General features: G+C 50.0%; 19 protein-coding genes. 12 read left to right on the forward strand and 7 right to left on the reverse strand.

Annotated elements, in window-relative coordinates:
- Window positions 1-14: 14 nt before the first annotated feature.
- Complete coding sequence (locus tag ABC502_RS09690) at window positions 15-362, forward strand: hypothetical protein (RefSeq protein ID WP_345915750.1); 348 nt, start codon at window positions 15-17, stop codon at window positions 360-362.
- A 76-nt stretch (window positions 363-438) separates the two neighbouring features.
- Here the strand turns inward: ABC502_RS09690 and ABC502_RS09695 are convergent, their stop codons facing one another.
- Together ABC502_RS09695 and ABC502_RS09700 are read right to left on the reverse strand one after the other, a co-directional pair.
- Window positions 439-2,067: a S8 family serine peptidase gene (locus ABC502_RS09695; RefSeq protein ID WP_330089308.1), complete on the reverse strand. Its 1,629-nt coding sequence runs from the start codon at window positions 2,065-2,067 to the stop codon at window positions 439-441.
- 160 nt (window positions 2,068-2,227) lie between these two features.
- Window positions 2,228-5,482 carry a two-component regulator propeller domain-containing protein gene (locus ABC502_RS09700; protein WP_345915751.1) on the reverse strand — a complete coding sequence of 1,085 codons (3,255 nt, stop codon included), beginning with the start codon at window positions 5,480-5,482 and terminating at the stop codon, window positions 2,228-2,230.
- A 197-nt stretch (window positions 5,483-5,679) separates the two neighbouring features.
- On the opposite strand from ABC502_RS09700, the gene trxB reads away from it, so the two are divergent.
- The 4 genes from trxB to infA all read left to right on the forward strand — a co-directional run bounded on the left by trxB (window position 5,680) and on the right by infA (window position 8,360).
- Window positions 5,680-6,633: a thioredoxin-disulfide reductase gene (gene trxB / locus ABC502_RS09705; protein WP_330089310.1), complete on the forward strand. Its 954-nt coding sequence runs from the start codon at window positions 5,680-5,682 to the stop codon at window positions 6,631-6,633.
- Between the two features lie 12 nt (window positions 6,634-6,645).
- Window positions 6,646-7,362, forward strand: a complete 717-nt coding sequence (aat, locus tag ABC502_RS09710) for a leucyl/phenylalanyl-tRNA--protein transferase (RefSeq protein WP_345915753.1) — start codon at window positions 6,646-6,648, stop codon at window positions 7,360-7,362.
- Window positions 7,355-8,053, forward strand: coding sequence for an arginyltransferase (locus tag ABC502_RS09715; protein WP_330089312.1), 699 nt, complete (start codon window positions 7,355-7,357; stop codon window positions 8,051-8,053). The genes aat and ABC502_RS09715 overlap by 8 nt, the downstream gene beginning before the upstream one ends.
- An 88-nt stretch (window positions 8,054-8,141) precedes the next feature.
- Window positions 8,142-8,360 carry a translation initiation factor IF-1 gene (gene infA / locus ABC502_RS09720; protein ID WP_091341339.1) on the forward strand — a complete coding sequence of 73 codons (219 nt, stop codon included), beginning with the start codon at window positions 8,142-8,144 and terminating at the stop codon, window positions 8,358-8,360.
- 65 nt (window positions 8,361-8,425) lie between these two features.
- On the opposite strand, the gene clpA is transcribed toward infA, so the two are convergent.
- Both clpA and clpS read right to left on the reverse strand, forming a co-directional pair.
- The gene (gene clpA, locus ABC502_RS09725) at window positions 8,426-10,684 is read right to left on the reverse strand and encodes an ATP-dependent Clp protease ATP-binding subunit ClpA (RefSeq protein ID WP_345915754.1); all 2,259 of its coding nucleotides are present in this window, start codon (window positions 10,682-10,684) and stop codon (window positions 8,426-8,428) included.
- A 51-nt stretch (window positions 10,685-10,735) separates the two neighbouring features.
- Window positions 10,736-11,056, reverse strand: coding sequence for an ATP-dependent Clp protease adapter ClpS (gene clpS, locus ABC502_RS09730; RefSeq protein WP_330089314.1), 321 nt, complete (start codon window positions 11,054-11,056; stop codon window positions 10,736-10,738).
- Between the two features lie 191 nt (window positions 11,057-11,247).
- Between clpS and cspD the strand changes: the two genes are divergently transcribed.
- Window positions 11,248-11,472, forward strand: a complete 225-nt coding sequence (cspD, locus tag ABC502_RS09735; protein ID WP_330089315.1) for a cold shock domain-containing protein CspD — start codon at window positions 11,248-11,250, stop codon at window positions 11,470-11,472.
- A 157-nt stretch (window positions 11,473-11,629) separates the two neighbouring features.
- Here the strand turns inward: cspD and ABC502_RS09740 are convergent, their stop codons facing one another.
- A complete protein-coding gene (locus ABC502_RS09740; RefSeq protein WP_345915755.1) occupies window positions 11,630-13,855 on the reverse strand; it encodes an NADP-dependent isocitrate dehydrogenase in 2,226 nt (741 codons plus the stop codon).
- A gap of 330 nt (window positions 13,856-14,185) precedes the next feature.
- On the opposite strand from ABC502_RS09740, the gene ABC502_RS09745 reads away from it, so the two are divergent.
- From ABC502_RS09745 to ABC502_RS09765, 5 genes are read left to right on the forward strand one after another with little or no spacing between them, the layout of a single operon-like run.
- Entirely contained in the window at window positions 14,186-14,854 is a 669-nt protein-coding gene (locus ABC502_RS09745) for a pseudouridine synthase (protein WP_345915756.1), read from the forward strand.
- A 42-nt stretch (window positions 14,855-14,896) separates the two neighbouring features.
- On the forward strand, window positions 14,897-15,997 hold the full coding sequence (mnmA, locus tag ABC502_RS09750) for a tRNA 2-thiouridine(34) synthase MnmA (protein WP_345915757.1): 1,101 nt from the start codon (window positions 14,897-14,899) through the stop codon (window positions 15,995-15,997).
- 3 nt (window positions 15,998-16,000) lie between these two features.
- Complete coding sequence (gene hflD, locus ABC502_RS09755) at window positions 16,001-16,621, forward strand: high frequency lysogenization protein HflD (RefSeq protein WP_345915758.1); 621 nt, start codon at window positions 16,001-16,003, stop codon at window positions 16,619-16,621.
- 33 nt (window positions 16,622-16,654) lie between these two features.
- A complete protein-coding gene (gene purB, locus ABC502_RS09760) occupies window positions 16,655-18,025 on the forward strand; it encodes an adenylosuccinate lyase (protein WP_345915759.1) in 1,371 nt (456 codons plus the stop codon).
- Between the two features lie 19 nt (window positions 18,026-18,044).
- On the forward strand, window positions 18,045-19,199 hold the full coding sequence (locus ABC502_RS09765) for a cupin domain-containing protein (RefSeq protein WP_330089321.1): 1,155 nt from the start codon (window positions 18,045-18,047) through the stop codon (window positions 19,197-19,199).
- A 45-nt stretch (window positions 19,200-19,244) separates the two neighbouring features.
- Here ABC502_RS09765 and ABC502_RS09770 read toward each other — a convergent pair whose 3' ends face one another.
- A complete protein-coding gene (locus tag ABC502_RS09770; protein ID WP_330089322.1) occupies window positions 19,245-19,667 on the reverse strand; it encodes a DUF4826 family protein in 423 nt (140 codons plus the stop codon).
- Between the two features lie 237 nt (window positions 19,668-19,904).
- Here ABC502_RS09770 and ABC502_RS09775 point away from each other — a divergent pair, with 237 nt between their 5' ends.
- On the forward strand, window positions 19,905-20,945 hold the full coding sequence (locus ABC502_RS09775) for an amino acid dehydrogenase (RefSeq protein WP_330089323.1): 1,041 nt from the start codon (window positions 19,905-19,907) through the stop codon (window positions 20,943-20,945).
- Window positions 20,946-21,003: 58 nt separating this feature from the next.
- On the opposite strand, the gene ABC502_RS09780 is transcribed toward ABC502_RS09775, so the two are convergent.
- A complete protein-coding gene (locus ABC502_RS09780) occupies window positions 21,004-23,286 on the reverse strand; it encodes an acyl-CoA dehydrogenase (protein WP_330089387.1) in 2,283 nt (760 codons plus the stop codon).
- Window positions 23,287-23,289 lie beyond the last annotated feature (3 nt).

Raw genomic sequence — 23,289 nt, forward strand, 5'->3', positions numbered from 1 at the left:
AACAGGAAGAGTCAATGAGTAAACTGGATAAAGACCAAGTCATCGCTGAGTTCACTGCTGCTTATCAGGCTGCTTTTGGTAAAGCGCCACAGTTGGAGCAAAAGCCAGGCTGGTTCAGTGTCGATGGCGGTAAAAATATTCGCCTGGCAGAGCTGGCAGAGCTGGCACAGAGTTATGGCACAGCCAAAGCCCCAGCCAAACCAGCTAAAGCGGTAGCTAAGCCGGCGGCTAAAACTGCAGCGAAGAAAAAAGCAGCAGCTAGCCAGACAACCAGTGCCCGACCTTTAGCGCAGCAAGCTGCCGCCAAGATCTGGGCGGATAAAATAGGCATGGATCAACGTATGCCACGCGGAGCTCGCTAAGCCGAAGTCTCACAGGCCGCTTCATATAAAAAAAGCTTGCCGGCATAACCGGCAAGCTTTTTTATTTGCTCAGATATTAATACTGGTAACTAAACGTCAAACCTGAAAAAGCCGTATAGCCCCGAATGCCAACATGCCAGGTACCTGCCTGTGGATTATTGAAGGTACAAACTTCTTCATTGCCGTTTCTGTACGGCCGGCAATCCCATACTTGCTCAGTGGGTGCATTGCCATAGCGAATGTATAAGTCGGCATCACCAGTGCCACCGGTAATGCTGAACGTAAGCTGGCTAACACCGGCAGGAATGTTGTAACTGCCACGCAGCCACTGACCGGCAGAACCAGACAAGTTGTGGAAGGTTTGCCCCCCCCCAGGATTACCGCCATTGCCACTACCATCACACCCATTGTTGGTGATCCAGTCGTGCGCCACTTTGGCCCGAACAATACCCCAACCATAGGAGTTATTACGGCCTGTGCTACCCCGCCGCTCTGCGGTCTGGTTTAATACATTACGGATTTGCGTATTGGTGCATTGTGGATGATTACTCCACACCAAGGCAGCGACACCGGCCACATGCGGTGAAGCCATCGAAGTACCACTGATGCTGCGATAACCACCATTGTTCCAGGTAGAGTTGACATTCACACCAGGTCCGGAAATTTCGACCTGAGAATTACGCTGCGAGAAGCTGGCCAGGTTTTTGCTCGAGTCGACAGCCGCAACCGAAACTACCGCATCATAAGAGGCCGGATACGAGAAACTGGTATTGCCGGCATTGCCAGCAGCTGCAACCAGCAACATACCGCTATTGTTAAAGCTGTTCATCGCATTGCGCTCCGTGGTGCTGGAGCTGCCGCCACCCAAGCTCATATTCACCACTTTGGAGCCGGCATTCTGACAGGATTGAATGGCCTGAATCAGATTGGATGCATTGGTCCAGTTGCCGGAGTTATTAAATATTTTTACATTGTGTAATCCTACCAGACCAGATGGCAGCACCCCAACCACACCAATGTTGTTATTCAGAGCGACAATGGTGCCTGCAACATGAGTACCGTGACCATTGCCATCGGTTGACCAGGCTCCATGACCAGAAAAGGTTGAACCTGTAACCCCTGCAGAGGGTAAGTCTGGGTGTCCAAGCTGATAGCCTGTGTCGATCACACACACATTCATATTGGTAGCATTGGCATCGCTGACCTGATTGGCCTGCACCATGTTGATACCATAGGGTGTCGTTTGCGCCATCGGTTGGACCACATCAGCAAGGTAACGCTTCGGATCCAACTCGATATACTCTACCGCTGGGTGTTTTGATAACTCACGCAGTTGCTGAGGGCTTAAGGTGGCAACACTGGCCTGCACAAAATCCAAATGCATAATGGCCTCAGCCTGAACCTGAGAAAGCAGCGACTCTGCTGCCTGGACAGAGAAAGCATCAGCTGCAGGCAAACGCTCAAAATCAGCTGCGGGCTGAATACCAGCATGGTGCATCAACTCTAACGCTTTAAACTTGATAATGTAGCGCTGAGCTTTTTCAGTATCAGGCCGCAAAGTCGGTACACCACCTGGCAAGGATATCTCGCCATCATAGCTTGGTAAACCAAACAGGTTGTCTGCGGATACAGCAAAAGGAAGGGTCGAAAGAGTAAAAGTGCTAGCGATTGCCAATGCTAACTTGGTTGTTTTTGTCGTTTTCATTGTAGTTCCTGGATTGATTATGGTTCACCTCCTTGTCACTGTGTGTCCCTCGCTGCAGAACATACCTTGAAGCAAGGCCAAAAAAAACACCAATCCAACTACAAATTTATGATAAAAAAGCTATATTGTCCCTATTCCTGTTTGATTTTGTTACCAGATGTCATTTCCGTTGGGTGGCGGGCAGTTCAAACCAAAATTGACTGCCACTATCAAGCTTAGAGAAAAAGCCAATACGGCCTCCATGGCCTTCGATGATGTTTTTGCAAATCACTAAACCCAAGCCGGTACCTTGCACCAGCTTACTGTCCGACGCATCGGCCTGAGAGAATTTTTCGAACACTCTTTTTTGGAAGGACTCAGCAATACCTTTGCCCTGATCGATTACCCATACTCTGACAAGATGCTCCTTTCGTTCTACGCGCACCTGCACACAACTCTCGGCAGGGGAAAATTTAATCGCATTTGACAACAGATTATCCATGACTTGCCGTAACCTTAACTCATCGGCATGGATTTCATAATCACCCTCGTATGGCTCTAACCGGATAGCAACCTGATAACGGCTGCCATACTCAGCAATGCCTTGAATCGCCTGCTCAATCAATAATGAAAGAGAAAGCTTTTGTTTGTTCAGGCTCAGTTTTCCAGCTTCAAATTTTTGAACATCCAACAAATCATTGATCAGTGCGGACAGCCGCTCACTGTTTTGCAGTGCTGTTTTCACCAGCTCCTGATAGCCGTCTTGCTCCGGTGAAATGACCTGACTATCAATCAATGCCAAAGCCCCACGAATCGACGTTAATGGGGTACGTAACTCATGGCTTACCGTAGAAATAAACTCGTCTTTCAACTGGTTTAGCTCTGCCAATCTTGCATTGGACCGTGATAACTGCTGCATGCTTTTCTCCAGTTGCCGGCTGCGCAGTGATAAGGCTGTTGAACTTTGCTCCAGTGCTTTCGTACGTTCCGTCACTTTGCTTTCGAGCAACTGTTGGGCTTCCGCTTTTTCATCAACAGATTGCCGCAGCAAACGGTTCATCTCACGAATATGTTGCAACCGGTACCAGTGCAATCCGAAGCCAAGCAACAACACCAAAGCGATCAGTAACAACTGATACCAGGTTTTTTGCCACCAGCGCGGCAAAACCTCAATCAGCATCGCATCCACTACCGGCGACATCAGGCCATGGCTATTGATCGCCATCAGTTGAAACTGATACCGGCCGGGTGCCAGATTGGCATAAAATGCGCTGGACCGCTCAGCAGCATAGACCCACTGTTCATCAAAGCCTTGCAGGCGGTAGCGGTAACGATTCCGCCCAACATCATGAAAGTCCATGGCCGAAAACTGCAATTCCAAACTGTTTTGCCCGGGATAAAGCTGAATAGCCGGCTGTTCTTCGGCAAAATGCAAAGGCACCACCTCGCCATGGTTGAGCCGGTATGCTGTTACGATGGGCGTTGGTATATGCTGGTTGACCCAAATCTGCCCTGGCTCTACTTTGCTGATCCCCGTCAAGGTTCCCAGATACAAGGTGCCATCGGGTGCAGCAGAAATAGCACCGGCATTGATTTCAGTAGCGGTGAGGCCATCTTTTCGGGTAAACGTAACGATTTGTTCAAGCTCTGGGGTGATCAGGCTTAAACCTTGAGCACTGAGCAACCAGGTACGATCATCAAGATGCAAGGTTCCATGCATGTGATCGCTGGCCAGACCATCACTGGCATACAGCACCTTGTGTGTATCTGAGGGTTGATGCCACAACAGTGTGCCTCTGTTGGTACAAATAATGAGTCGATGCTGGTTATCTTGCCCCAAACACTGAATGGTATTCGAGGGTAACCAGCTATTGTTGCTGACTGATACATGCTGCATCACGCCTTCAGTTGCATCCAGCAAATACAGGCCGCCGTAGCGGGTGCCTGCCCAAACCCTTCCATCCGGCATAGCTTGCAGTACCTGTACGACTTCATTGGCCCGCTGCTGTTGGAAATCTTGCATAAAATGCCGGCTCTTACCGCTCGAGCTCTGATAATACAACACCCCTTGCCCCCAAAGACCAAACCAGAAACTGCCATCAGGTAATAACAGCATGTCTCGAATAATGGGTTTGGCGGCAAAACTGGCAAAAGGTGTCAGGTAGGGTTCAAGCACATCTTGCTCTGGTTGATAGCGAAACAAACCGGCATCCGTCGCTATGTAGGTTATCCCGTCATGGGATGTAAGAATGCGGTTCACCCGGGCCGAAGTTTCGAAGCTGCGTATCGCACCGGAGGCATGCTCGAGCCGGTACAACCGCTCCGAAGTGCCAAACCAGAGAGCATCAGGATGGCTCGCATCAATACTGCTGACCGAAAGCTCATAACGCCGCTGCCACTCACGCAGACTGTTAAGCGCAATATCACTGAAAGCACTACGGGCGAAACGGGTATGGTACAGGCCGCCATCCCGGGTTCCCATCCACAGCACACCACTTTGATCAAGCAACACCGAGCGAATATTTAAGCTCGGCAGCAAAGCACTTTGCTCCCGAAACAGTTGGTAGCTTTTACTGGTTAGATCGAATTGAAACAACCCTTCGTAACTGCCCAGTAGCAGAGTGTCATCGGATATGGCATACATCGTATTGAGGATTGGCGGGAAATCATACTCCCCCTCACCTGGCACAGCAAAGACTTCCCGCTGCCAGCTATCCGTGTCGAACACCAGTAAACCTGTGCGGGAGCCAACCCATAGTTGATTTTTGTTGTAATAAAGTGCTCTGGTTTCATTTTGTCTGCCAGCGCTGGTAGCTTCAGGAAAAAGCAGCCGGCCAGCATCCAGGCCATCAGTGGGGCTCCAACGGTGCACCCCTTGGCTGGTCCCAATCCAAATCTCGCCATTCTGACCGGCCGCCATACTCCAGACCCGCTGATGCAATAGCGGTACAGCACTGTCGCTGGCACCCACTTGCTCAATCTGATCAGCTTGATCAATCCGAAACAAACCACTGGTGGTCCCAACCCAAATAGCCCCATCCTCAGCCTGCAGTATAGATTGCACCTGAAAACCATCGCTTAAAAATCGGGTTAATGACGAACCATCGGCCGCCAGACGGCTTACCCCCTGCCCCCAGGTACCGGCCCATAGATTTTGCTGATTATCCAGCAGCAAAACCCCAACATCGGTAAAGTCCTCATCTGCCGCATGCTGCATATCAAGCACAGGTACCTGAATAAACTGATACCCATCGTAGCGCAGTAAGCCCGAGTCGGTCGTACCCAGCCAGATAAACCCTTGCTTGTCTTGCAAGATGGCAAAAATAGTGGTGTTGGGTAAACCATCATCTATACCTATACGATAAATATTGGCGTCAACCACTTGCGGCATCAGGCTGAACAACAGAGCGATCAGAGCAACCAGGGGTTTGAACAAGGGCTGGAATCCATTCGGGTTGGCATATCCCTCACTTTAAATGGAAGCGCCAGTGCCGTCAAAATTTTCCTAGTCCATGGTTGTGCTTTGCTCTTTTAACCCAGAACGGCATTTTGCAACTGAAAGCTTTCGCTTATGCTTGCCTTTCCGTAGAATCAGCCCCATATGCTTAAGAACGAAAACCATGGAGTACTCTGATGTCAGAGATCAAACACAGTCAACTACTTATTCTTGGCTCAGGCCCCGCCGGCTACACAGCTGCAGTCTACGCTGCCAGGGCCAATTTAAAACCTGTATTGATTACCGGTATGCAGCAAGGCGGCCAGCTCACCACCACCACTGAAGTAGAAAACTGGCCAGGAGATCCACACGGCCTGACTGGCCCTGCTTTGATGGATCGCATGAAAGAACATGCAGAAACCTTTGATACTGAAATTGTTTTTGATCATATTCACACCGTGAATCTGACACAGCGCCCCTTTACCCTGCAAGGTGATAACGGCACATACAGTTGCGATGCACTGATTATTTGCACCGGAGCATCCGCCAAGTATCTCGGATTGGAGTCTGAGCAAGCTTTTAGTGGACGAGGTGTTTCTGCGTGTGCTACCTGCGATGGTTTCTTTTACCGCAACCAGAAAGTGGTGGTAGTAGGTGGTGGTAATACTGCGGTTGAAGAAGCCCTGTATTTATCCAACATCGCTGCTGAAGTACATCTGGTACACCGGCGTGACAGCTTTCGTTCAGAGAAAATTCTGATCGACCGTTTAATGAAAAAAGTAGAAAGTGGCAACATTATTTTGCACCTGCATCGTGAACTGGATGAAGTGTTGGGTGATGATATGGGTGTCACTGGTGTACGGTTAAAATCCACCAAGGGTGAAGCACCAGAACAACTGGATGTGCAGGGTGTGTTTATTGCCATCGGCCATAAGCCCAACACCGATATTTTTGCAGGCCAGTTGGAGATGCACAATGGCTACTTAAAAGTGCAATCCGGCACTGAGGGCAATGCCACCCAAACCAGCATTGAAGGGGTTTTTGCCGCAGGTGACGTGATGGATCATATCTATCGTCAGGCCATTACCTCTGCGGGTAGCGGCTGCATGGCAGCGCTGGATGCAGAGCGCTATCTGGACGCATTAAAGTAACCTGGTGGCTTTGTGGCGGTGTTCCTGCCTGAACTTACACAACAGCTTAGTTTTCCACCACTAAGCCAGGCCTTGCATGAGCCAGACGGCTTATTGGCCATGGGGGGGGATTTATCCCCCGCCCGTTTGCTCGCAGCCTATCACCAAGGTATCTTCCCCTGGTTCTGCCAGGGCGATCCCATTCTGTGGTGGAGCCCCTCCGTGCGGGCGCTGTTTGAACCCAATCAATTGCAGTTAAACCGCACCTTGCGCAAGCAGTGCCGCCGCATGGGCTACCAGTTCAGTGTAAACCAGGCGTTTCAACGCGTTGTCGCAGGCTGTGCAGCTCCCCGGGCCAGACAAAGTGATACCTGGATAGTGCCGCAGATGCAGCAAGCTTATTATCAACTGCATCTGCAGGGACATGCTCACAGCATTGAAGTCTGGCAACAGGATAGCCTGGTCGGTGGTCTTTATGGTGTTTGCATAGGGCAACTGTTTTGTGGTGAATCGATGTTTAACCGGCAACCTGGTACCGCCCGTTTGGCATTGATTGCATTGCAACAACAGCTGCAACAGCATGGCGGGGGCTGGATTGATTGCCAGCTACCCAATGACTACCTTAATAGCCTGGGCGTGCTGCATATGCCCCGGGCTCATTACCTGCGATTGTTGCAACCCTTAGCTACAGGCTCCATTCACCCTGCTTGCTGGCAGGTACAGCCTTTGCAGTTGCGAACCGATGACTGAGCTGACCTTTGGTTTGACTGCACCAGAACGCTGCAGCTATCTGCCTGGGCAACAAGAGCAGGTAGTATTTTTATTGCCTGACCATCCGATAGATGCCCAATTATACCAACAGCTACTGCAACATAACTTCCGACGCTCTGGCAATGATGTATACCGGCCGCACTGCCCTGCTTGCCAGCAATGCCAATCGGTTCGACTCACTGTCAGTAACTTTGCACCAAACCGGCGTCAGCGGCGTATCCTGCAACGGGCAAAGCGGGCACACTTTCATACCAGGCTGGTTGCTCCATCGTCAAACTATTACCCGCTGTACCAGCGTTATATTAATGCCAGGCATGCCGATGGAGCCATGTATCCACCTAGCCCGGAGCAACTCGACTCTTTATTGCACTGCAATTGGCTCCCTGTCAAAGTACTGGAGATTTATCATCAGCAGCAACTGATCGCCGTAACCGTCGTTGATGTGCTGGACAAGGCCCTTTCCGCCGTCTATACCTTTTATCACCCGGATTATCAGCACTACTCTCCTGGTGTGCTGGCAATACTTGGCTTGATTGAGCAAGCACAACAGAAACAAAAAGCTTATCTGTATCTCGGCTATTACGTTGCCGACTGTGCTAAAATGGCCTACAAAGCAGAATTTCAGCCACAACAACGCTTTTCTGCTGAAAAGTGGCAGACAATTGCTTAAAAAAGCCAGTCTTGCTTTACAAGGCTGCTGGATTTCGGCACAATCTGCGCTGTTTTAATTTTCACACTATCAGAGGCGAGTACGCTGAATGGCGAAAGAAGATGTAATTGAAATGCAAGGCACCATTTTAGATACCTTGCCAAACACTATGTTTAAAGTTGAGCTGGAGAATGGCCATGTGGTCATAGCTCATATTTCCGGCAAAATGCGCAAGCACTACATTCGGATCCTGACTGGCGACAAAGTCACTGTTGAACTGACACCTTACGATCTGAGCAAAGGCCGTATCGTATTCCGCCAGCGCTAAAACCGTTTTTTCAGCGGTAGCTGACAACAAAAAACCCGCACTGCGGGTTTTTTGTGTGCTTAGGATTAAGCAGGTTCTGCCTCTTCCTGAAACTGGAAGCATAGCTTATCTTCCAGTAGTTCTACCCGCACATCTCCACCTTGTAGCAAGCGACCAAACAGAATTTCGTTGGCCAGCGGCTTTTTAAGCTGTTCCTGAATTAACCGGGCCATAGGACGGGCACCCATAGCACGATCGTAGCCTTTTTCTGCCAACCAGGCTCTGGCCTCGGCCGATAGCTCCAACGACACTTGCTTTTTATCCAACTGTGCTTGCAACTCACAAATAAACTTATCCACGACCTGCAAAATAATGGTTGTGGTTAAGTGCTCGAACCAGATAATGCTATCCAACCGGTTACGAAACTCCGGGGTAAAAGTCCGGTTTATTTCGGCCATCGCATCATGGCTGTGATCCTGTTGCTGGAAGCCAATGGATTTCCGAACTGTTTCCTGCACCCCCGCATTGGTGGTCATGACCAGTACCACATTCCGGAAGTCGATTTTACGGCCATTGTTATCAGTTAAAGTGCCGTGATCCATCACTTGCAGCAGAATATTGTAAATATCACTGTGCGCTTTTTCAATTTCATCCAGCAACACCACCGCGTAAGGATGTTTCGAGACCGCGTCGGTCAACAAGCCCCCCTGCTCAAAACCAACATAACCAGGAGGAGCACCAATTAAGCGACTAATAGCGTGGCGCTCGACGTACTCTGACATATCAAAGCGTAACAACTCTACCCCCATCACCCGGGCCAGTTGCTTGGTGACTTCGGTTTTACCCACACCAGTCGGACCTGCAAACAAAAAGCTGCCGATCGGCTTTTCTTCACTGCCAAGACCAGAGCGAGACAAGCGAATAGCAGCCGTCAAAGCGTCAATTGCTGCATCCTGGCCAAATACAACCAGCTTCAGGTTTCGGTCGAGGTTGCTCAGCACATCACGATCCGAAGCAGACACAGACTTTTCCGGAATACGGGCCATTTTGGCGATCACATGTTCGATATCCGGTACATTGATCACTTTTTTACGCCGCGACTCTGGCAACAAGCGCTGACTGGCACCGGCCTCATCAATGACATCAATGGCTTTATCTGGTAGATGGCGCTCATTGATGTATTTTGCCGATAACTCCGCAGCTGCACGCAATGCTTTTTGGGTATAGCGAACACTGTGATGCTTTTCGTAACGCTCTTTCAATCCTTGCAAAATACGAGTGGTATCTTCCACACTTGGCTCTGTAACATCAATTTTCTGAAAGCGACGCACCAAAGCGGTGTCTTTTTCAAAGATGTTTTTGAACTCCTGATACGTGGTAGAACCAATGCAGCGCAACCGGCCACTGGACAACAATGGTTTGATCAGGTTTGAAGCATCCATTACTCCGCCAGAGGCAGCCCCGGCACCAATCACCGTATGGATTTCATCAATAAACAGAATGGCGCCTTCTTCTTTCTCCAGCTCTTTTAGCAAGGACTTCAGGCGTTTTTCAAAATCGCCACGGTATTTGGTGCCAGCCAGCAAGGCCCCCATATCCAAAGAATAAATAGTGCCATTTTCTATCACTTCAGGGACTTGCTTGTTCACAATGCGAAAAGCCAGACCTTCAGCGATGGCTGTTTTGCCGACCCCCGCTTCGCCAACCAACAGTGGGTTGTTTTTCTTTCGGCGGCACAGCACCTGAATAGCACGCTCTAATTCGGCGTCCCGCCCTATCAGCGGATCAATCTGGCCCTGCCTGGCCAGTGCATTTAAGTTGGCAGTATAATTATCCAGCGAGCGGGCCTCTTCGGCAGGGGCTTCTGCTAAATCATCCTGACTGCTTTCTTCGTGTTGCTCTAACTTTTCTGTTTTGATGACACCATGAGAGATGTAATTCACCACATCCAGCCTGCTGATATCGACTTTTTTCAGTAAATACACAGCCTGCGATTCTTGCTCACTAAAAATAGCCACCAGTACATTGGCACCTGTTACTTCGGTTTTCCCTGATGATTGCACATGGAAAACAGCCCGTTGCAGCACTCGCTGAAAACCAAGGGTTGGCTGAGTATCACGTTCAGCATCCCCTTCAGGCAGCAATGGTGTTGTCGAATCAATAAAGGTAGCCAACTCAAGGCGCAGTTTTTCAATATTAGCGCCACAGGATTTCAGTGCATCCCCGGCAGCAGGGTTATCCAACAATGCCAGCAGCAAATGCTCTACAGTCATGTACTCATGGCGACGTTCTCTGGCAAAACGAAATGCCAGATTTAGTGTCAACTCGAGATCTTTATTCAACATAGATGTACTCCTGACTGCATCTTAGGTTGGTGCTTATGCTGTTACCTTAAGTTAAGCTCGTTCCATCGAACAAAGCAATGGATGTTCGTGGGATTTTGCATATTCGGTCACCTGCAGCACTTTGGTTTCAGCAATTTCGGCGGTAAAAACCCCACAGGTGGCACTGCCTTTGTGGTGGACCTGTAACATCACCTCACTCGCTTGCTCGTATTGCATATTGAAAAAGCGGATCAGCACATCAATCACAAAATCCATTGGGGTGTAATCATCGTTGTGCAGAATTACCCGGTACATGGCCGGTGGCTCTACTTTTTGTCTGGTTAACTGCTCCAGACCTTCGTGTTCTATACCTAGCTCTTTAAACCAACTCATAGACTATTGCCATACCTTCCAAGTTTAAGCCCTTTGTAGATTAACATTTCGTAAAAAACTGGAGATTTAATTGCAAAAAACTTGACTGTTTGCGCGAATTATCTACATTAAGTACTAGGGTAACCTATTTGCCCTGAAATTATTATACCTGCACACAGAATTTAGCTCACTCAAAGAAGGATGTAAGTAGTATGGCTACCGGTAAAGTAAAATGGTTCAACAATGCCAAAGGCTTTGGATTTATCCGGGAAGATGGCAGAGATGAAGACATTTTTGCACACTACTCCACCATTTCGATGGATGGTTACCGTACCCTGAAAGCCGGGCAGGATGTCCAGTTTGATTTGGCGGAAGGCCCTAAAGGGCTGCACGCCGTCAATATCGTACTGCCTGGAGAGGAAAAGTCCGACATCTGAACACCGTTCAGCAGCGACTTTCCTGTACAAACAAACAGGCACTGCATGCAGTGCCTGGGTTTTTATTGCTTATTTTTGCCCTTAGTCAGCCAAGGCGCAACCAAACCAACGGCCACGCCACAACATCCATGTTATGGCCGGGGCTATTTTCACTGGCTTACAGGCTGCTTAGTGCCTGATTAAAGGTTGCGCTTGGGCGCATCACTTTGCTGGCCAGCTCTGCGGATGGGCGATAGTAGCCCCCCAGATCAACAGCGACTCCCTGCACCTCATTTAGCTCACGCACTATCTGCGCTTCATTGGCAGTCAATTGCTCTGCCAGCTTAGTGAAGCGCTGTTGCAGCTCACTGTCTTTGCTTTGTGCGGCCAGAGCCTCTGCCCAGTAAAGTGCCAGATAGAAATGGCTGCCGCGGTTGTCCAGCTCTTTGACCTTACGTGAAGGTGATTTGTTGGTATCCAGAAACTTGGCGGTAGCCTGATCCAGCGTATCCGCCAGCACCTGTGCACGGGCATTGTCGGTTACCTGGCTTAAGTGCTCCAGTGACGCGGCCAATGCCAGGAACTCGCCCAGGGAATCCCAGCGCAAGTGGTTTTCCGCTTCAAGTTGCTGCACATGCTTGGGTGCAGAGCCACCAGCACCGGTTTCAAATAAACCACCGCCATTCATCAATGGCACAATGGACAACATCTTGGCACTGGTACCAAGCTCAAGGATTGGGAACAAATCAGTCAGGTAATCACGCAAGACGTTGCCGGTAACCGAAATGGTGTCCTGACCTGCTTTGACCCGTTGCAGGGTAAAACGGGTTGCATCCACCGGAGCCATAATGTGCAGCTCCAAACCATCGGTATCATGCTCTTGCAGATAGCTTTCCACCTTCGCAATCAGCTCGCTGTCATGAGCACGCTCGCTATCCAACCAGAATACCGCCGGGGTATTGCTCAAACGGGCACGGTTCACCGCCAGCTTGACCCAATCCCGAATTGGAGCGTCTTTTACCTGGCACATGCGCCAGATATCACCTTGCTCTACCTTATGTTCAAACACCACTTCGCCAGCTTTGTTCACAACCTGAACAGTACCATCGGCTGGAATTTCAAACGTTTTGTCATGTGAGCCATATTCTTCTGCTTTTTGCGCCATCAGGCCAACATTTGGCACTGTGCCCATGCTGGACGGATCAAAAGCACCATGCTCTTTACAAAAGGCGATGGTTTCCTGATAGACACCTGCGTAGCAACGATCCGGGATCAGCGCCTTGGTATCTTTTAACTTGCCATCCGGTCCCCACATTTGGCCAGACTCACGGATCATCGCCGGCATGGAGGCGTCAATAATGATGTCGCTCGGTACGTGCAAGTTGGTAATTCCTTTATCAGAATTAACCATAGCCAGCGCTGGTTGCTGCTGATAGACAGCTTGAATATCGGCTTCAATTTCTGCCCGTTTGGCATCGTCTAACCGGGCAATTTTTGCAACTACATCACCAAATCCATTGCTGGGGTCCACATCCAGTTGTTTGAAGGTGTCGGCGTGTTTGGCAAACAGAGCCTGGAAATAAACACGGACGGCATGGCCAAACATAATGGGATCGGATACTTTCATCATGGTGGCTTTTAAGTGCAGCGACAACAACACATCTTCCGCTTTAGCTGCCGCTGTTTCTTTTTCGAAAAAAGCACACAATGCGCTTTTGCTCATTACAGCCGCATCGACTACTTCGCCGGCCTGTACTGGCACACTGGCTTTCAGTACTTGCTGCTGTCCATTGCTATTGAGCAGGATCTGCAAATCATCGGCAGCCGCAAAAGTAGTGGATTGCTCTGAACCAAAAAAATCACCATCTTGCATATGAGCGACATGCGACTTGGATTCTTTGCTCCAGACACCCATTTTATGGGGGTGTTTTTTCGCGTAGTTTTTCACCGATGCCGGTGCACGACGATCAGAGTTGCCTTCACGCAGCACAGGGTTCACTGCACTGCCTTTGATTTTGTCGTAACGGGCTTTGATGTCTTTCTCTTGTTCAGTCTTTGGCTCAGCCGGGTAATCTGGCAGTGCATACCCCTGCTGTTGCAACTCTTTAATAGCAGCGTTTAATTGCGGGACCGAGGCACTAATATTCGGCAACTTAATAATGTTGGCTGCCGGCGTTTTTGCCAGTTCACCCAGCTCAGCCAGTGCATCGGACTGGCGCTGCTCTGCCGTTAAAAACTCCGGGAAATTGGCAATAATCCGGCCAGATAATGAGATGTCGCGTGTTTCAACTGAAACCCCGGCTGCTTTGGTAAAAGCCTGGATAATTGGCAATAAGGAGTAGGTCGCCAGCGCTGGCGCTTCATCGGTTTCAGTGTAGATAATTTTTGAGTTTTCAGTCGACATAATGATTCCTATTGAAATGGCTTCCCCATGATAAGGGCCCGGAATTGCAGTGTGTTCCCTCAGGCCCGGCGTTGTTTTAAACACAAAGCCCTGCGTACTGCAAGCACTAACAACCTGACAGCATGCTACCTATCCGGCTGCAGCTGGCAGCATGCACCACACACTCAGCTGCAGCCGGATAAGTAGAAAAACGCCGGGATTATAACAGCTCCCCTAAGCCACGCCTAGTAAGCGCAAAAAAAGCAGCTGACAGTTTCAAACCTGAACCAAATGGTTTTTTATGCTAGCCTGTCAGCCATCGCAACCGCTTTTTGTACACAGAACCCTACAGTGAAGCCGAAAAAACACAATCCGACCAAGGTCGAACCTTACCGATTGATCGCTTTAAACAAACCCTATCAAGTGCTTTGTCAGTTTACCGATCAAAGCCCAAAGCAACGGCAAACGCTGAAAGACTTCATCCCCTATCCGGATCTGTATGCAGCTGGCCGTCTGGATTACGACAGCGAAGGCTTGTTGTTATTAACCAATCATGGCCCCCTGCAACACCGCATTGCCAACCCCCAGCACAAACTGGCAAAAACCTATTGGGTACAGCTCGAAGGCAGTATCACAGCAGAAGCTCTGCAGCTACTGGAACAGGGCGTTGAGCTGAATGACGGCCCAACCAGGCCCGCCAAAGCCAGACTGCTTAGCAGTCCAGAGGTCTGGCCACGGCAGCCACCGATCCGACAACGTAAACAGATCCCCACCAGTTGGCTTGAGCTCACCATTACCGAAGGTCGTAACCGTCAGGTACGGCGTATGACTGCCGCCGTTGGCTTCCCTACTTTACGTCTTATTCGGGTAGCGATAGGTGATTGGCACTTGCAGAACCTGGCCCCCGGGGAGCACCGTGAGCTGAGTATCCCGGCAGGCTTCCTTGGCAAAACCACAGTGTCGGACCTGTCCTATCCGGCAAAACCCCGGCGCTTTTCGGGTGTGAAGGGCAAAAAATAATGGTATAATCCGGCCCAATTTTTTCCGAGTTGTAAGGGCCTCATGTCAGCTTCCACGCCAAAGAAAGTCATCGTCGGCATGTCCGGCGGTGTCGATTCATCCGTTTCCGCCTATTTGCTGTTGCAGCAAGGCTACCAGGTCGAAGGCCTGTTTATGAAAAACTGGGAAGAAGACGACAACGATGAATACTGTGCTGCTGCTGAAGATATGGCGGATGCGCAGCAGGTTTGCGACCAACTGGGCATTAAACTGCATAAAGTGAATTTTGCCGCCGAGTACTGGGACCAGGTGTTTGAGTACTTCCTGGCTGAATACAAAGCAGGCCGTACCCCCAACCCGGATATCATGTGCAACAAGGAAATTAAATTTAAAGCATTCCTTGAGTTTGCTGCAGAGGCGCTGCAGGCGGATTACATTGCAACCGGCCATTATGTCCGCCGCCGCAGGCTCAATAACCAATGGCAATTACTGCGTGGCCTCGATCAAAACAAAGATCAGAGCTATTTTTTGTACACCCTAGGGGAAGAGCATATCGCGCAAACCCTGTTCCCGGTTGGTGAGCTGGAAAAGCATGAAGTACGAACCATTGCTGAGCAGCAAGGCTTTATTACCCACGACAAAAAAGACAGCACCGGCATTTGCTTTATTGGTGAACGCAAGTTCAAAGATTTTTTGCAGCAGTATCTGCCAGCCCAACCCGGTGATATCGTCACGCCAGACGGTGACGTCATAGGCCGGCACGAAGGTCTGATGTACCACACGCTAGGCCAGCGCAAAGGGCTTGGCATCGGTGGCCTGAAAAACAGCGGCGACGATCCCTGGTACGTAGCAGGAAAAGACTTAACCAATAATCGCCTGCTGGTGGTTCAGGGCGCAGAGCATCCAAGCCTGTTTGCAAAAGGCCTGATAGCCAGCCAATTGCACTGGGTAGATCGTACCGGTCCCACGCAAGTACTGCGCTGTACTGTAAAAACCCGCTACCGCCAGCACGACATTCCTTGTACCCTTACCCCATTAGCCAATGGCTCCATGGCTGTCGAATTCGATAGCCCACAAAAAGCCGTAACACCTGGCCAGTCGGCGGTCTTTTATCTGGATGAAGTCTGTCTTGGTGGTGGCATTATTGATAAGGCACTGAATTAACCTATGCAAGCAAGTTTTTCTACCCAAGTAATGGCCCTGGCGGCCTTGTGCCAGGCACTCAGTTTGGTGAAAGCTGTCGCCAAAACCAAAGAAGTCGATCCAACCGAGCTGGAGTTGATGCTGAACAGTGTCGCCATACTGGATGCCGATACCCCCCTGGATATTTATGGCGGCGAGCAAAGGCATTTGCGCAGCGGCTATCAAGTGTTGCTGCAACAACTGGGGGATAACCCGAACAAAGATGTTGAAATTACCCGTTATGTGGTCGCTGTGCTGGCACTGGAGCGACGCCTGACAAAAAGCGGCTCCAATATGGCAGCCCTTGGCAAACGCTTGCAGCAGTTGGCACGCCAACTGGAGCATTTCAGCATTACCGATGATACCTTATTGGCAAACATGGCGGATATTTACATTGAATGCATTAGCACCCTTGGTACACGCATTCAGGTGGCAGGCCAGCCTGAGCTACTCAAGCAAACTCAGGTGCAACATAAGGTACGCGCTTTGCTGTTAGCAGCAGTTCGTGCTGCTGTGCTATGGCGACAGGCTGGAGGCAGCCGTTGGCACCTGCTGTTTAAACGCAAGCATTTGGTCCAAGAGGCGCGTAAAGCGTTGCAAGACTAACCGAATTTTATTTTTAGCTTTAGAGGAAGCACCATGGAACTGAACGCACTGACCGCTTTATCGCCGGTGGATGGCCGTTATGGCAGTAAAACCACGGAACTACGCGACTTTTTCAGCGAGTTTGGCCTGATTAAATACCGGGTTACTGTGGAAGTGCGCTGGTTGCAGCAGATGGCCAGCATTGCTGGTATCTCTGAAGTACCAGCTCTAAGCAACCAGGCCAATGCCGTGCTGGACGCTATAGTGGCAGATTTCAGCCTGGCCGATGCTGCACGGGTCAAAGAGATAGAGCGCACCACCAACCACGATGTGAAAGCGGTGGAATACTTACTCAAAGAAAAGGTCGCAACCAATAGCGAACTGCATGCCGTGACGGAGTTTATTCACTTTGCCTGTACCTCGGAAGACATCAACAATTTATCGCATGGCCTGATGCTTAAAGATGCCCGCGAACAAGTGATCCTGCCCTACTGCGATCAGTTGCTAAATGCCATCCGCCAATTGGCTGTCGATTACAAAAGCATCCCCATGATGGCACGTACCCATGGCCAACCAGCATCCCCCACGACCATGGGCAAAGAAATGGCCAACGTTTATATGCGACTCAAGCGGCAACGTGATCAAATTGCCGCTATTAGCCTGCTGGGTAAATTTAATGGTGCCGTTGGTAATTACAATGCCCATTTGTCGGCTTACCCAAAGCTTGACTGGCACCAGATTTCCGAGCAGTTTGTTACCAGTCTGGGCTTAAGCTGGAACCCCTATACCACCCAGATTGAACCGCACGATTACATCGCCGAGTTGTTTGATGCCATCGCCCGCTTTAATACAATCCTGATCGACTTTGATCGTGATATCTGGGGCTACATTGCACTGGGCCATTTCAAACAAAAAACAGTCGCCGGTGAAATTGGCTCATCCACCATGCCGCATAAAGTAAACCCGATAGACTTCGAAAACTCGGAAGGCAACCTTGGGCTGGCCAATGCAATTTTTGATCACTTGGCTGCCAAATTACCCGTTTCCCGCTGGCAGCGTGATCTGACCGACTCCACGGTATTGCGCAACCTGGGTGTTGGCATCGGCTACAGCCTGATTGCTTATCAGGCAACTTTAAAAGGCATCAGCAAACTGGAAGTCAACGAGGCCAGCCTGCTGGCCGAACTGGATGCCAACTGGGAACTACTGGCCGAGCCGGTTCAAACCGTGATGCGTAAGTTTGGCATTGAAAAGCCTTATGAAAAACTAAAAGAGCTCACCCGCGGTAAGCGGATAACTCCGGCAGATTTACATGCTTTTATTGAGCAATTAGACATGCCGGCAGAAGGCAAAGCCATGATGCAGCAGTTTACCCCTGCAGGTTACATTGGGGACGCCATCGCCCTGGTTGATCGCTTGCCTTAATGGCTTTGGAGCAAAGATTATGTACAGCTTACACCTCGGCACGCTCAGCGTTGAACAATTTTTGGCCGAATATTGGCAGCAAAAACCACTGCTTATCAAGGGCGGTTTTGCCAACTTTCAGGATCCTATTTCAGCCGATGAACTGGCTGGGCTGGCTTTGGATGAGCAGGTCGATGGCCGTCTGATCCAAAAAGAGGGTAACCAGTGGCTGCTGGATGAGGGCCCTTTTGACAGCTTTGATAAATACGGAGAACAAAACTGGACCTTATTGGTGCAAGCCGTCGATTACTGGCAACCGGATGCTGCCAGACTGCTGGAGCCCTTTCGGTTTATTCCCAACTGGCGGATTGACGACCTGATGGTCAGTTTCTCTGTGCCCGGAGGTGGTGTTGGCCCACACCTGGACCAGTACGATGTGTTTATCATTCAGGGAACAGGCAAACGACGCTGGCGCGTTGGCATGCCCGATGCCAGTCTGGAGCAATTCTGCCCTCACCCACGTCTGTTGCAGGTCAGTGATTTTACCGCCTGTATCGACGAAGTGATGGAGCCTGGTGATATTCTCTACATTCCACCAGGCTGTCCGCACGATGGTATCTCGCTTGAGCCCAGCCTGAATTACTCGGTTGGTTTTCGCGCTCCGGCACAAAAGGATCTGGTAGGCGGCCTGGCCGATTACCTGCTCGACTTTCAAATGGAAGGAAAGCGCTTCAATGATCCTGGCAGGTTGCGCTGCCAGTCACCGGGTGAAATCAGCAGCCGCGATCTGGCACAGGTAAGGCAACTAATGCAGCAACTGCTGGCAGATGATGATTTGCTAAGCCACTGGTTTGGCAGCTACATCAGCCAAGCCAAGCGCGAACTGGATCTGCAAGAGCCAGAGCCGCATTATCAGCTTGAAGAAATTGCCGAGTATTTGACAGAAGGCTCAGTGCTTGGCCGTCTTGGTGGCTTGCGCTGCTGTTACCAGCAAACCGATGCCGATGCGGATGTGCAGTTATTTATTAACGGTGATCGCTTCCCTTTGCCACCCAGTGAGCTCGATAGTGCCCGCTTGCTCACCGATCAGATCCAATTAAACGAACAGCAAAGCCGCCACTTCAGTCAAACCCCTGAGCGCTTGGCCTTTATCACCCAATTGATCAATCAAGGTTATTGGTATTTTGTGGAATAAGGCTTGATGACATAGCCAGCTGACAGTGGCTATGTCATGTTATCTTTACACTGTTTCCGATGGTTGATTCTGCCAAATGGCATCATTGTCAAACAGCTCATACAGGCTATGTGCCCGGCTAATCAAGAGTTCCGCGAAATCGAGTTGCGTTTTATCGCCCTGATTAGCATTCAATATCTGCTGCGCTTTTAGTTGCCAATGCAATGAAAAGGCCCGAATAGCGTCTTTTGCATCAGCCGCCGCACTAAGTGCCATATGATCCGTTGGCAAATCTCCGGTCAACACCCAGTACTCTTTGCGATCCTGGCTTTTTATCCGCCATACCGCGATCAGTGGCACTAAATAACGTGAATCTTGCACCACTACCTGATCAGGAAGGATGCCTTTGGCAGCCAGATACTCATTGCCTTTTTGGAATTGCTTGCGCACCCACTCACTTTGTTGCTGCTCTGTTAGTTGTTCATTCATGCTTACTATCTACTTCATTAAACCATGAGGCTACTCTATGCCAGCTCCAGCCGACAATCAAGTCTGTTTGGGCTTGTTCATGATTGTCGACAATTAGCCAGGTCCGAGCAGTCAATAAATCTGTCAGCTACTGGCGAAACCCGGTCTGAAATGATACATTGCGCAGCGCAAAATACGGTCTGTTCAGCCTTATTAGGCTGTACGGACCCATTACTTTTATGCCAGCGGAGAGTCAAAGTGGCCGTATTCAATCACACAGAGTTTGATCAGCACGAACAAGTTGTCTTTTGCAGTGATCAGGAAACCGGTTTAAAAGCCATTATTGCGGTTCACAGCACCGCTCTGGGACCAGCAGTGGGTGGTTGTCGTTTATGGAACTACGCCAATGACGAAGAAGCCATTCGTGATGTACTGCGTTTATCGAAAGGCATGACTTACAAAAATGCCATGGCTGGCCTACCGATCGGTGGTGGCAAGTCCGTTATCATCGGCGATGCCAAAACCATTAAATCCGAAGCCCTGTTCCGCGCTTTTGGCCGCCACCTGCACCGGTTGGGCGGTAGCTATTACAGTGCCGAAGATGTCAATATCACCACTGGCGATATCATGATGGTGAATAAGGAAACCCCTTATGTAGCAGGACTGGAAGGCAAAAGTGGCAATCCAGGGCCTTTCACCGCCATCGGTACTTACCAGGGCATTCGTGCTGCTGCCAAACATCAATTTGGGGTGGATTCCCTAAAAGGTCTGAAAGTAGCTATTCAGGGCCTTGGCAGTGTTGGCTTTTATCTGTGCGAGCATCTGCATAAAGAAGGTGCAGAACTTTTCGTCACCGATATCAACCCACAAGCAGTTGAGCGCGCTGTGCAGCAATTTGGGGCCACTGCAGTGGCTCTGGATGAAATCTATGCCCAGGATGTCGACATTTACGCCCCTTGTGCCTTAGGTGCTACCCTCAATGATGACACCATTCCACAACTGAATGCCAAAGTAGTGGCCGGTTGCGCCAACAACCAGCTGCAACAGGCCCGTCATGGCGACATGTTGCGCGAACGCGGTATTCTGTACGCACCGGATTATGTTATCAACGCTGGTGGCATCATCAATGTGTACATGGAAATGCGGCCGGAAGGTTACAATGCCGATGACGCTACCGCTAAGGTAAAGCAAATTTACGATACCCTACTGCAAATTTTCCAACGCGCCGACAGCGAGCAAAAATCTACCCACCTGGTCGCCGATATTATGGCCCAGGAGATTATCGCTAAAGGCCGTTAATCTTTTTGTTAGCACTAAAAAAAGGACCCTAGGGTCCTTTTTTTAGTGCTGGTCTGGTTTAAAGTTGACCGGGCTTAAAGCTATCCACGCTGATGGCTTCAAAACGCAATTTGTTCATATGATGCAACTGCTCCGCTTGTTCAGCGGTGACAATACCAGCGGCCTCTGCCTCTGTAATGGCTTGCTCCATCGGTACTTTGCGGCTGATTTTGCCATCGCGTTGTGCCAGTAGAATAGCTTTTAATTGCGGTTGCGCCTGATGCATCTCGACAAAAGCCTGCTCCATTAAACCGGTTGGATCCTGCTCGCCCTTGCCAAGGTAACAAAGGTGCGTTAAGCGATCTCGGATCACACCTGGCTTGGATAATGCGTCGCAAATGTCCATGCAGATATCGTCGGCTGGCATTTTGTAACCAATACCAAATGGGAAAATCAATCGCTTCAATACCACCGCCACGGCTCTGGCTGGGAAGTTGGCAAAGAAACCATCAAAAGCACGGCCAATCTCTGCCAGCGAACGCTGCAAATTGTAATGCACGAAAGGCAGATCCGCTTGTTGACGACCATTGTCTTCATAGAATTTTAATACGGCAGATGCCATATACAGATGGCTGAGCACATCACCTAACCGGGCCGACAGCATTTCTTTGCGTTTTAAATCACCACCCAGCATCAGCATGGAGATATCCGCGGTCAGTGCCAGGGCGCGGCTCATACGGCTAAGTTGTTTGTAATACCGTGCTGTTTCGCCAGCCATCGGGCTTTTATTAAAGGCAGCAGCCGTCAGTCCTTGCCACAAACAACTAAAGGTATTGCCAAGCGCAAAGCCAACATGACGCAGCAACAAGCCATCAAATTGCTTTAAACCCTCATCCGTATCAGGATTCGCTGCCGCTTGCAGCTCCGCCAACACATAGGGATGGCAACGGGTCGCACCCTGACCAAAAATCATCAGGTTACGGGTTAATATATTGGCACCTTCTACGGTAATGGATATCGGCACTCCCATGTAGCCGTGTGCCAGATAGTTTTTGGGCCCCAATTGAATAGCGCGACCGGCATGAATATCAAAGGCATCATTTAACACGGTGCGCGACATTTCGGTCATATGATATTTGGCAATAGCCGTTACCACACCAGGGCTCAGTTTTAAGTCAATGGCTCCTGCTGTCATCACCCGCATAGCTTCCAGACCATAAGTAAGGCCGCCAATACGGGCAAAGGCTTCCTGGACTCCTTCAAACTTACCAATGGACAGGCCAAATTGCTGACGCACATAGCTGTATGCCCCGGTCATCCGACTGGCCAGATGGCCTGTGGCGGTAGCCAGTGCCGGCAAGGAAATACCTCGGCCTGCTGATAAACACTCGACCAGCATACGCCAGCCACGACCGGCATAATCTGGCCCACCAATGATCCAATCTAAAGGAATGAATACATCCTTACCGTAGGTGGTGCCATTCATAAAGGCCATCCCCATTGGGAAATGGCGGTCACCAATCTCAACACCCGGGTGCGACGTCGGGATCAACGCACAGGTAATGCCAATCTCTTTCTTATCGCCCAGTAAAGCATCCGGATCAAACATCTTAAAGGCCAGACCCAGCACCGTCGCAACCGGTGATAAAGTAATGTAACGTTTATCCCAGTTCAAACGGATCCCTATCACCTCTTTGCCTTCAAACTCACCTCGGCAAATCACACCCGTATCCGGAATACCGCCGGCATCCGAACCGGCTTCAGGACCAGTCAACGCAAAGCAAGGTACATCACGGCCATCGGCCAGACGGGGCAGCCAGTAATCTTTTTGCTGATCCGTACCGTAGTGCATCAGCAATTCGCCCGGGCCTAAGGAGTTAGGCACCATCACCGTTACCGCAGCAGTCAGGCTGCGGCTGGCAATGCGTGAAACAATGGTCGAATTAGCAATCGCAGAAAAACCACGGCCACCGTAGCTCTTTGGAATGATCATGGCAAAGAAGCCTTCCTGCTTCAGGTAATCCCATACCTGCTCCGGCAGATCACGTTTATTCTGCACAATGTCGTAGTCATCCAGCATGGCAAGCAGGGTTTCCACCTGCTCATCCATAAAAGCCTGCTCATCCTCATTCAGTTTAGGCTTCGGGTATTGGTGCAATTGCTGCCAATCTGGTTTGCCTTTGAATAATTCACCATCCCACCACACATCCCCGGCTTCCATCGCTTGCTGTTCAGTTTCCGACAAAGGCGGCAGGATTTTTTTAAATACCTTAAACACCGGGGCTGAAATTAAGGCACGGCGAATGGGGGTAACCCCAATCAATACCGCTAGTGTAATTACAAGGATAAGTAACAAAGTCATGGT

This window comes from Alkalimonas sp. NCh-2 (genome assembly GCF_039631345.1).
Taxonomy (GTDB): domain Bacteria; phylum Pseudomonadota; class Gammaproteobacteria; order Enterobacterales; family Alteromonadaceae; genus Alkalimonas; species Alkalimonas mucilaginosa.

What these genes read in the sequence shown, in the direction of transcription:
- ABC502_RS09690 (WP_345915750.1), top strand. Translation starts at nt 15, where the DNA reads ATGAGTAAACTGGATAAAGACCAAGTCATCGCTGAGTTCACTGCTGCT.
- ABC502_RS09695 (WP_330089308.1), bottom strand. Translation starts at nt 2,067, where the DNA reads ATGAAAACGACAAAAACAACCAAGTTAGCATTGGCAATCGCTAGCACT.
- trxB (WP_330089310.1), top strand. Translation starts at nt 5,680, where the DNA reads ATGTCAGAGATCAAACACAGTCAACTACTTATTCTTGGCTCAGGCCCC.
- ABC502_RS09715 (WP_330089312.1), top strand. Translation starts at nt 7,355, where the DNA reads ATGACTGAGCTGACCTTTGGTTTGACTGCACCAGAACGCTGCAGCTAT.
- infA (WP_091341339.1), top strand. Translation starts at nt 8,142, where the DNA reads ATGGCGAAAGAAGATGTAATTGAAATGCAAGGCACCATTTTAGATACC.
- clpA (WP_345915754.1), bottom strand. Translation starts at nt 10,684, where the DNA reads ATGTTGAATAAAGATCTCGAGTTGACACTAAATCTGGCATTTCGTTTT.
- clpS (WP_330089314.1), bottom strand. Translation starts at nt 11,056, where the DNA reads ATGAGTTGGTTTAAAGAGCTAGGTATAGAACACGAAGGTCTGGAGCAG.
- cspD (WP_330089315.1), top strand. Translation starts at nt 11,248, where the DNA reads ATGGCTACCGGTAAAGTAAAATGGTTCAACAATGCCAAAGGCTTTGGA.
- ABC502_RS09740 (WP_345915755.1), bottom strand. Translation starts at nt 13,855, where the DNA reads ATGTCGACTGAAAACTCAAAAATTATCTACACTGAAACCGATGAAGCG.
- mnmA (WP_345915757.1), top strand. Translation starts at nt 14,897, where the DNA reads ATGTCAGCTTCCACGCCAAAGAAAGTCATCGTCGGCATGTCCGGCGGT.
- hflD (WP_345915758.1), top strand. Translation starts at nt 16,001, where the DNA reads ATGCAAGCAAGTTTTTCTACCCAAGTAATGGCCCTGGCGGCCTTGTGC.
- purB (WP_345915759.1), top strand. Translation starts at nt 16,655, where the DNA reads ATGGAACTGAACGCACTGACCGCTTTATCGCCGGTGGATGGCCGTTAT.
- ABC502_RS09765 (WP_330089321.1), top strand. Translation starts at nt 18,045, where the DNA reads ATGTACAGCTTACACCTCGGCACGCTCAGCGTTGAACAATTTTTGGCC.
- ABC502_RS09770 (WP_330089322.1), bottom strand. Translation starts at nt 19,667, where the DNA reads ATGAATGAACAACTAACAGAGCAGCAACAAAGTGAGTGGGTGCGCAAG.
- ABC502_RS09780 (WP_330089387.1), bottom strand. Translation starts at nt 23,286, where the DNA reads ATGACTTTGTTACTTATCCTTGTAATTACACTAGCGGTATTGATTGGG.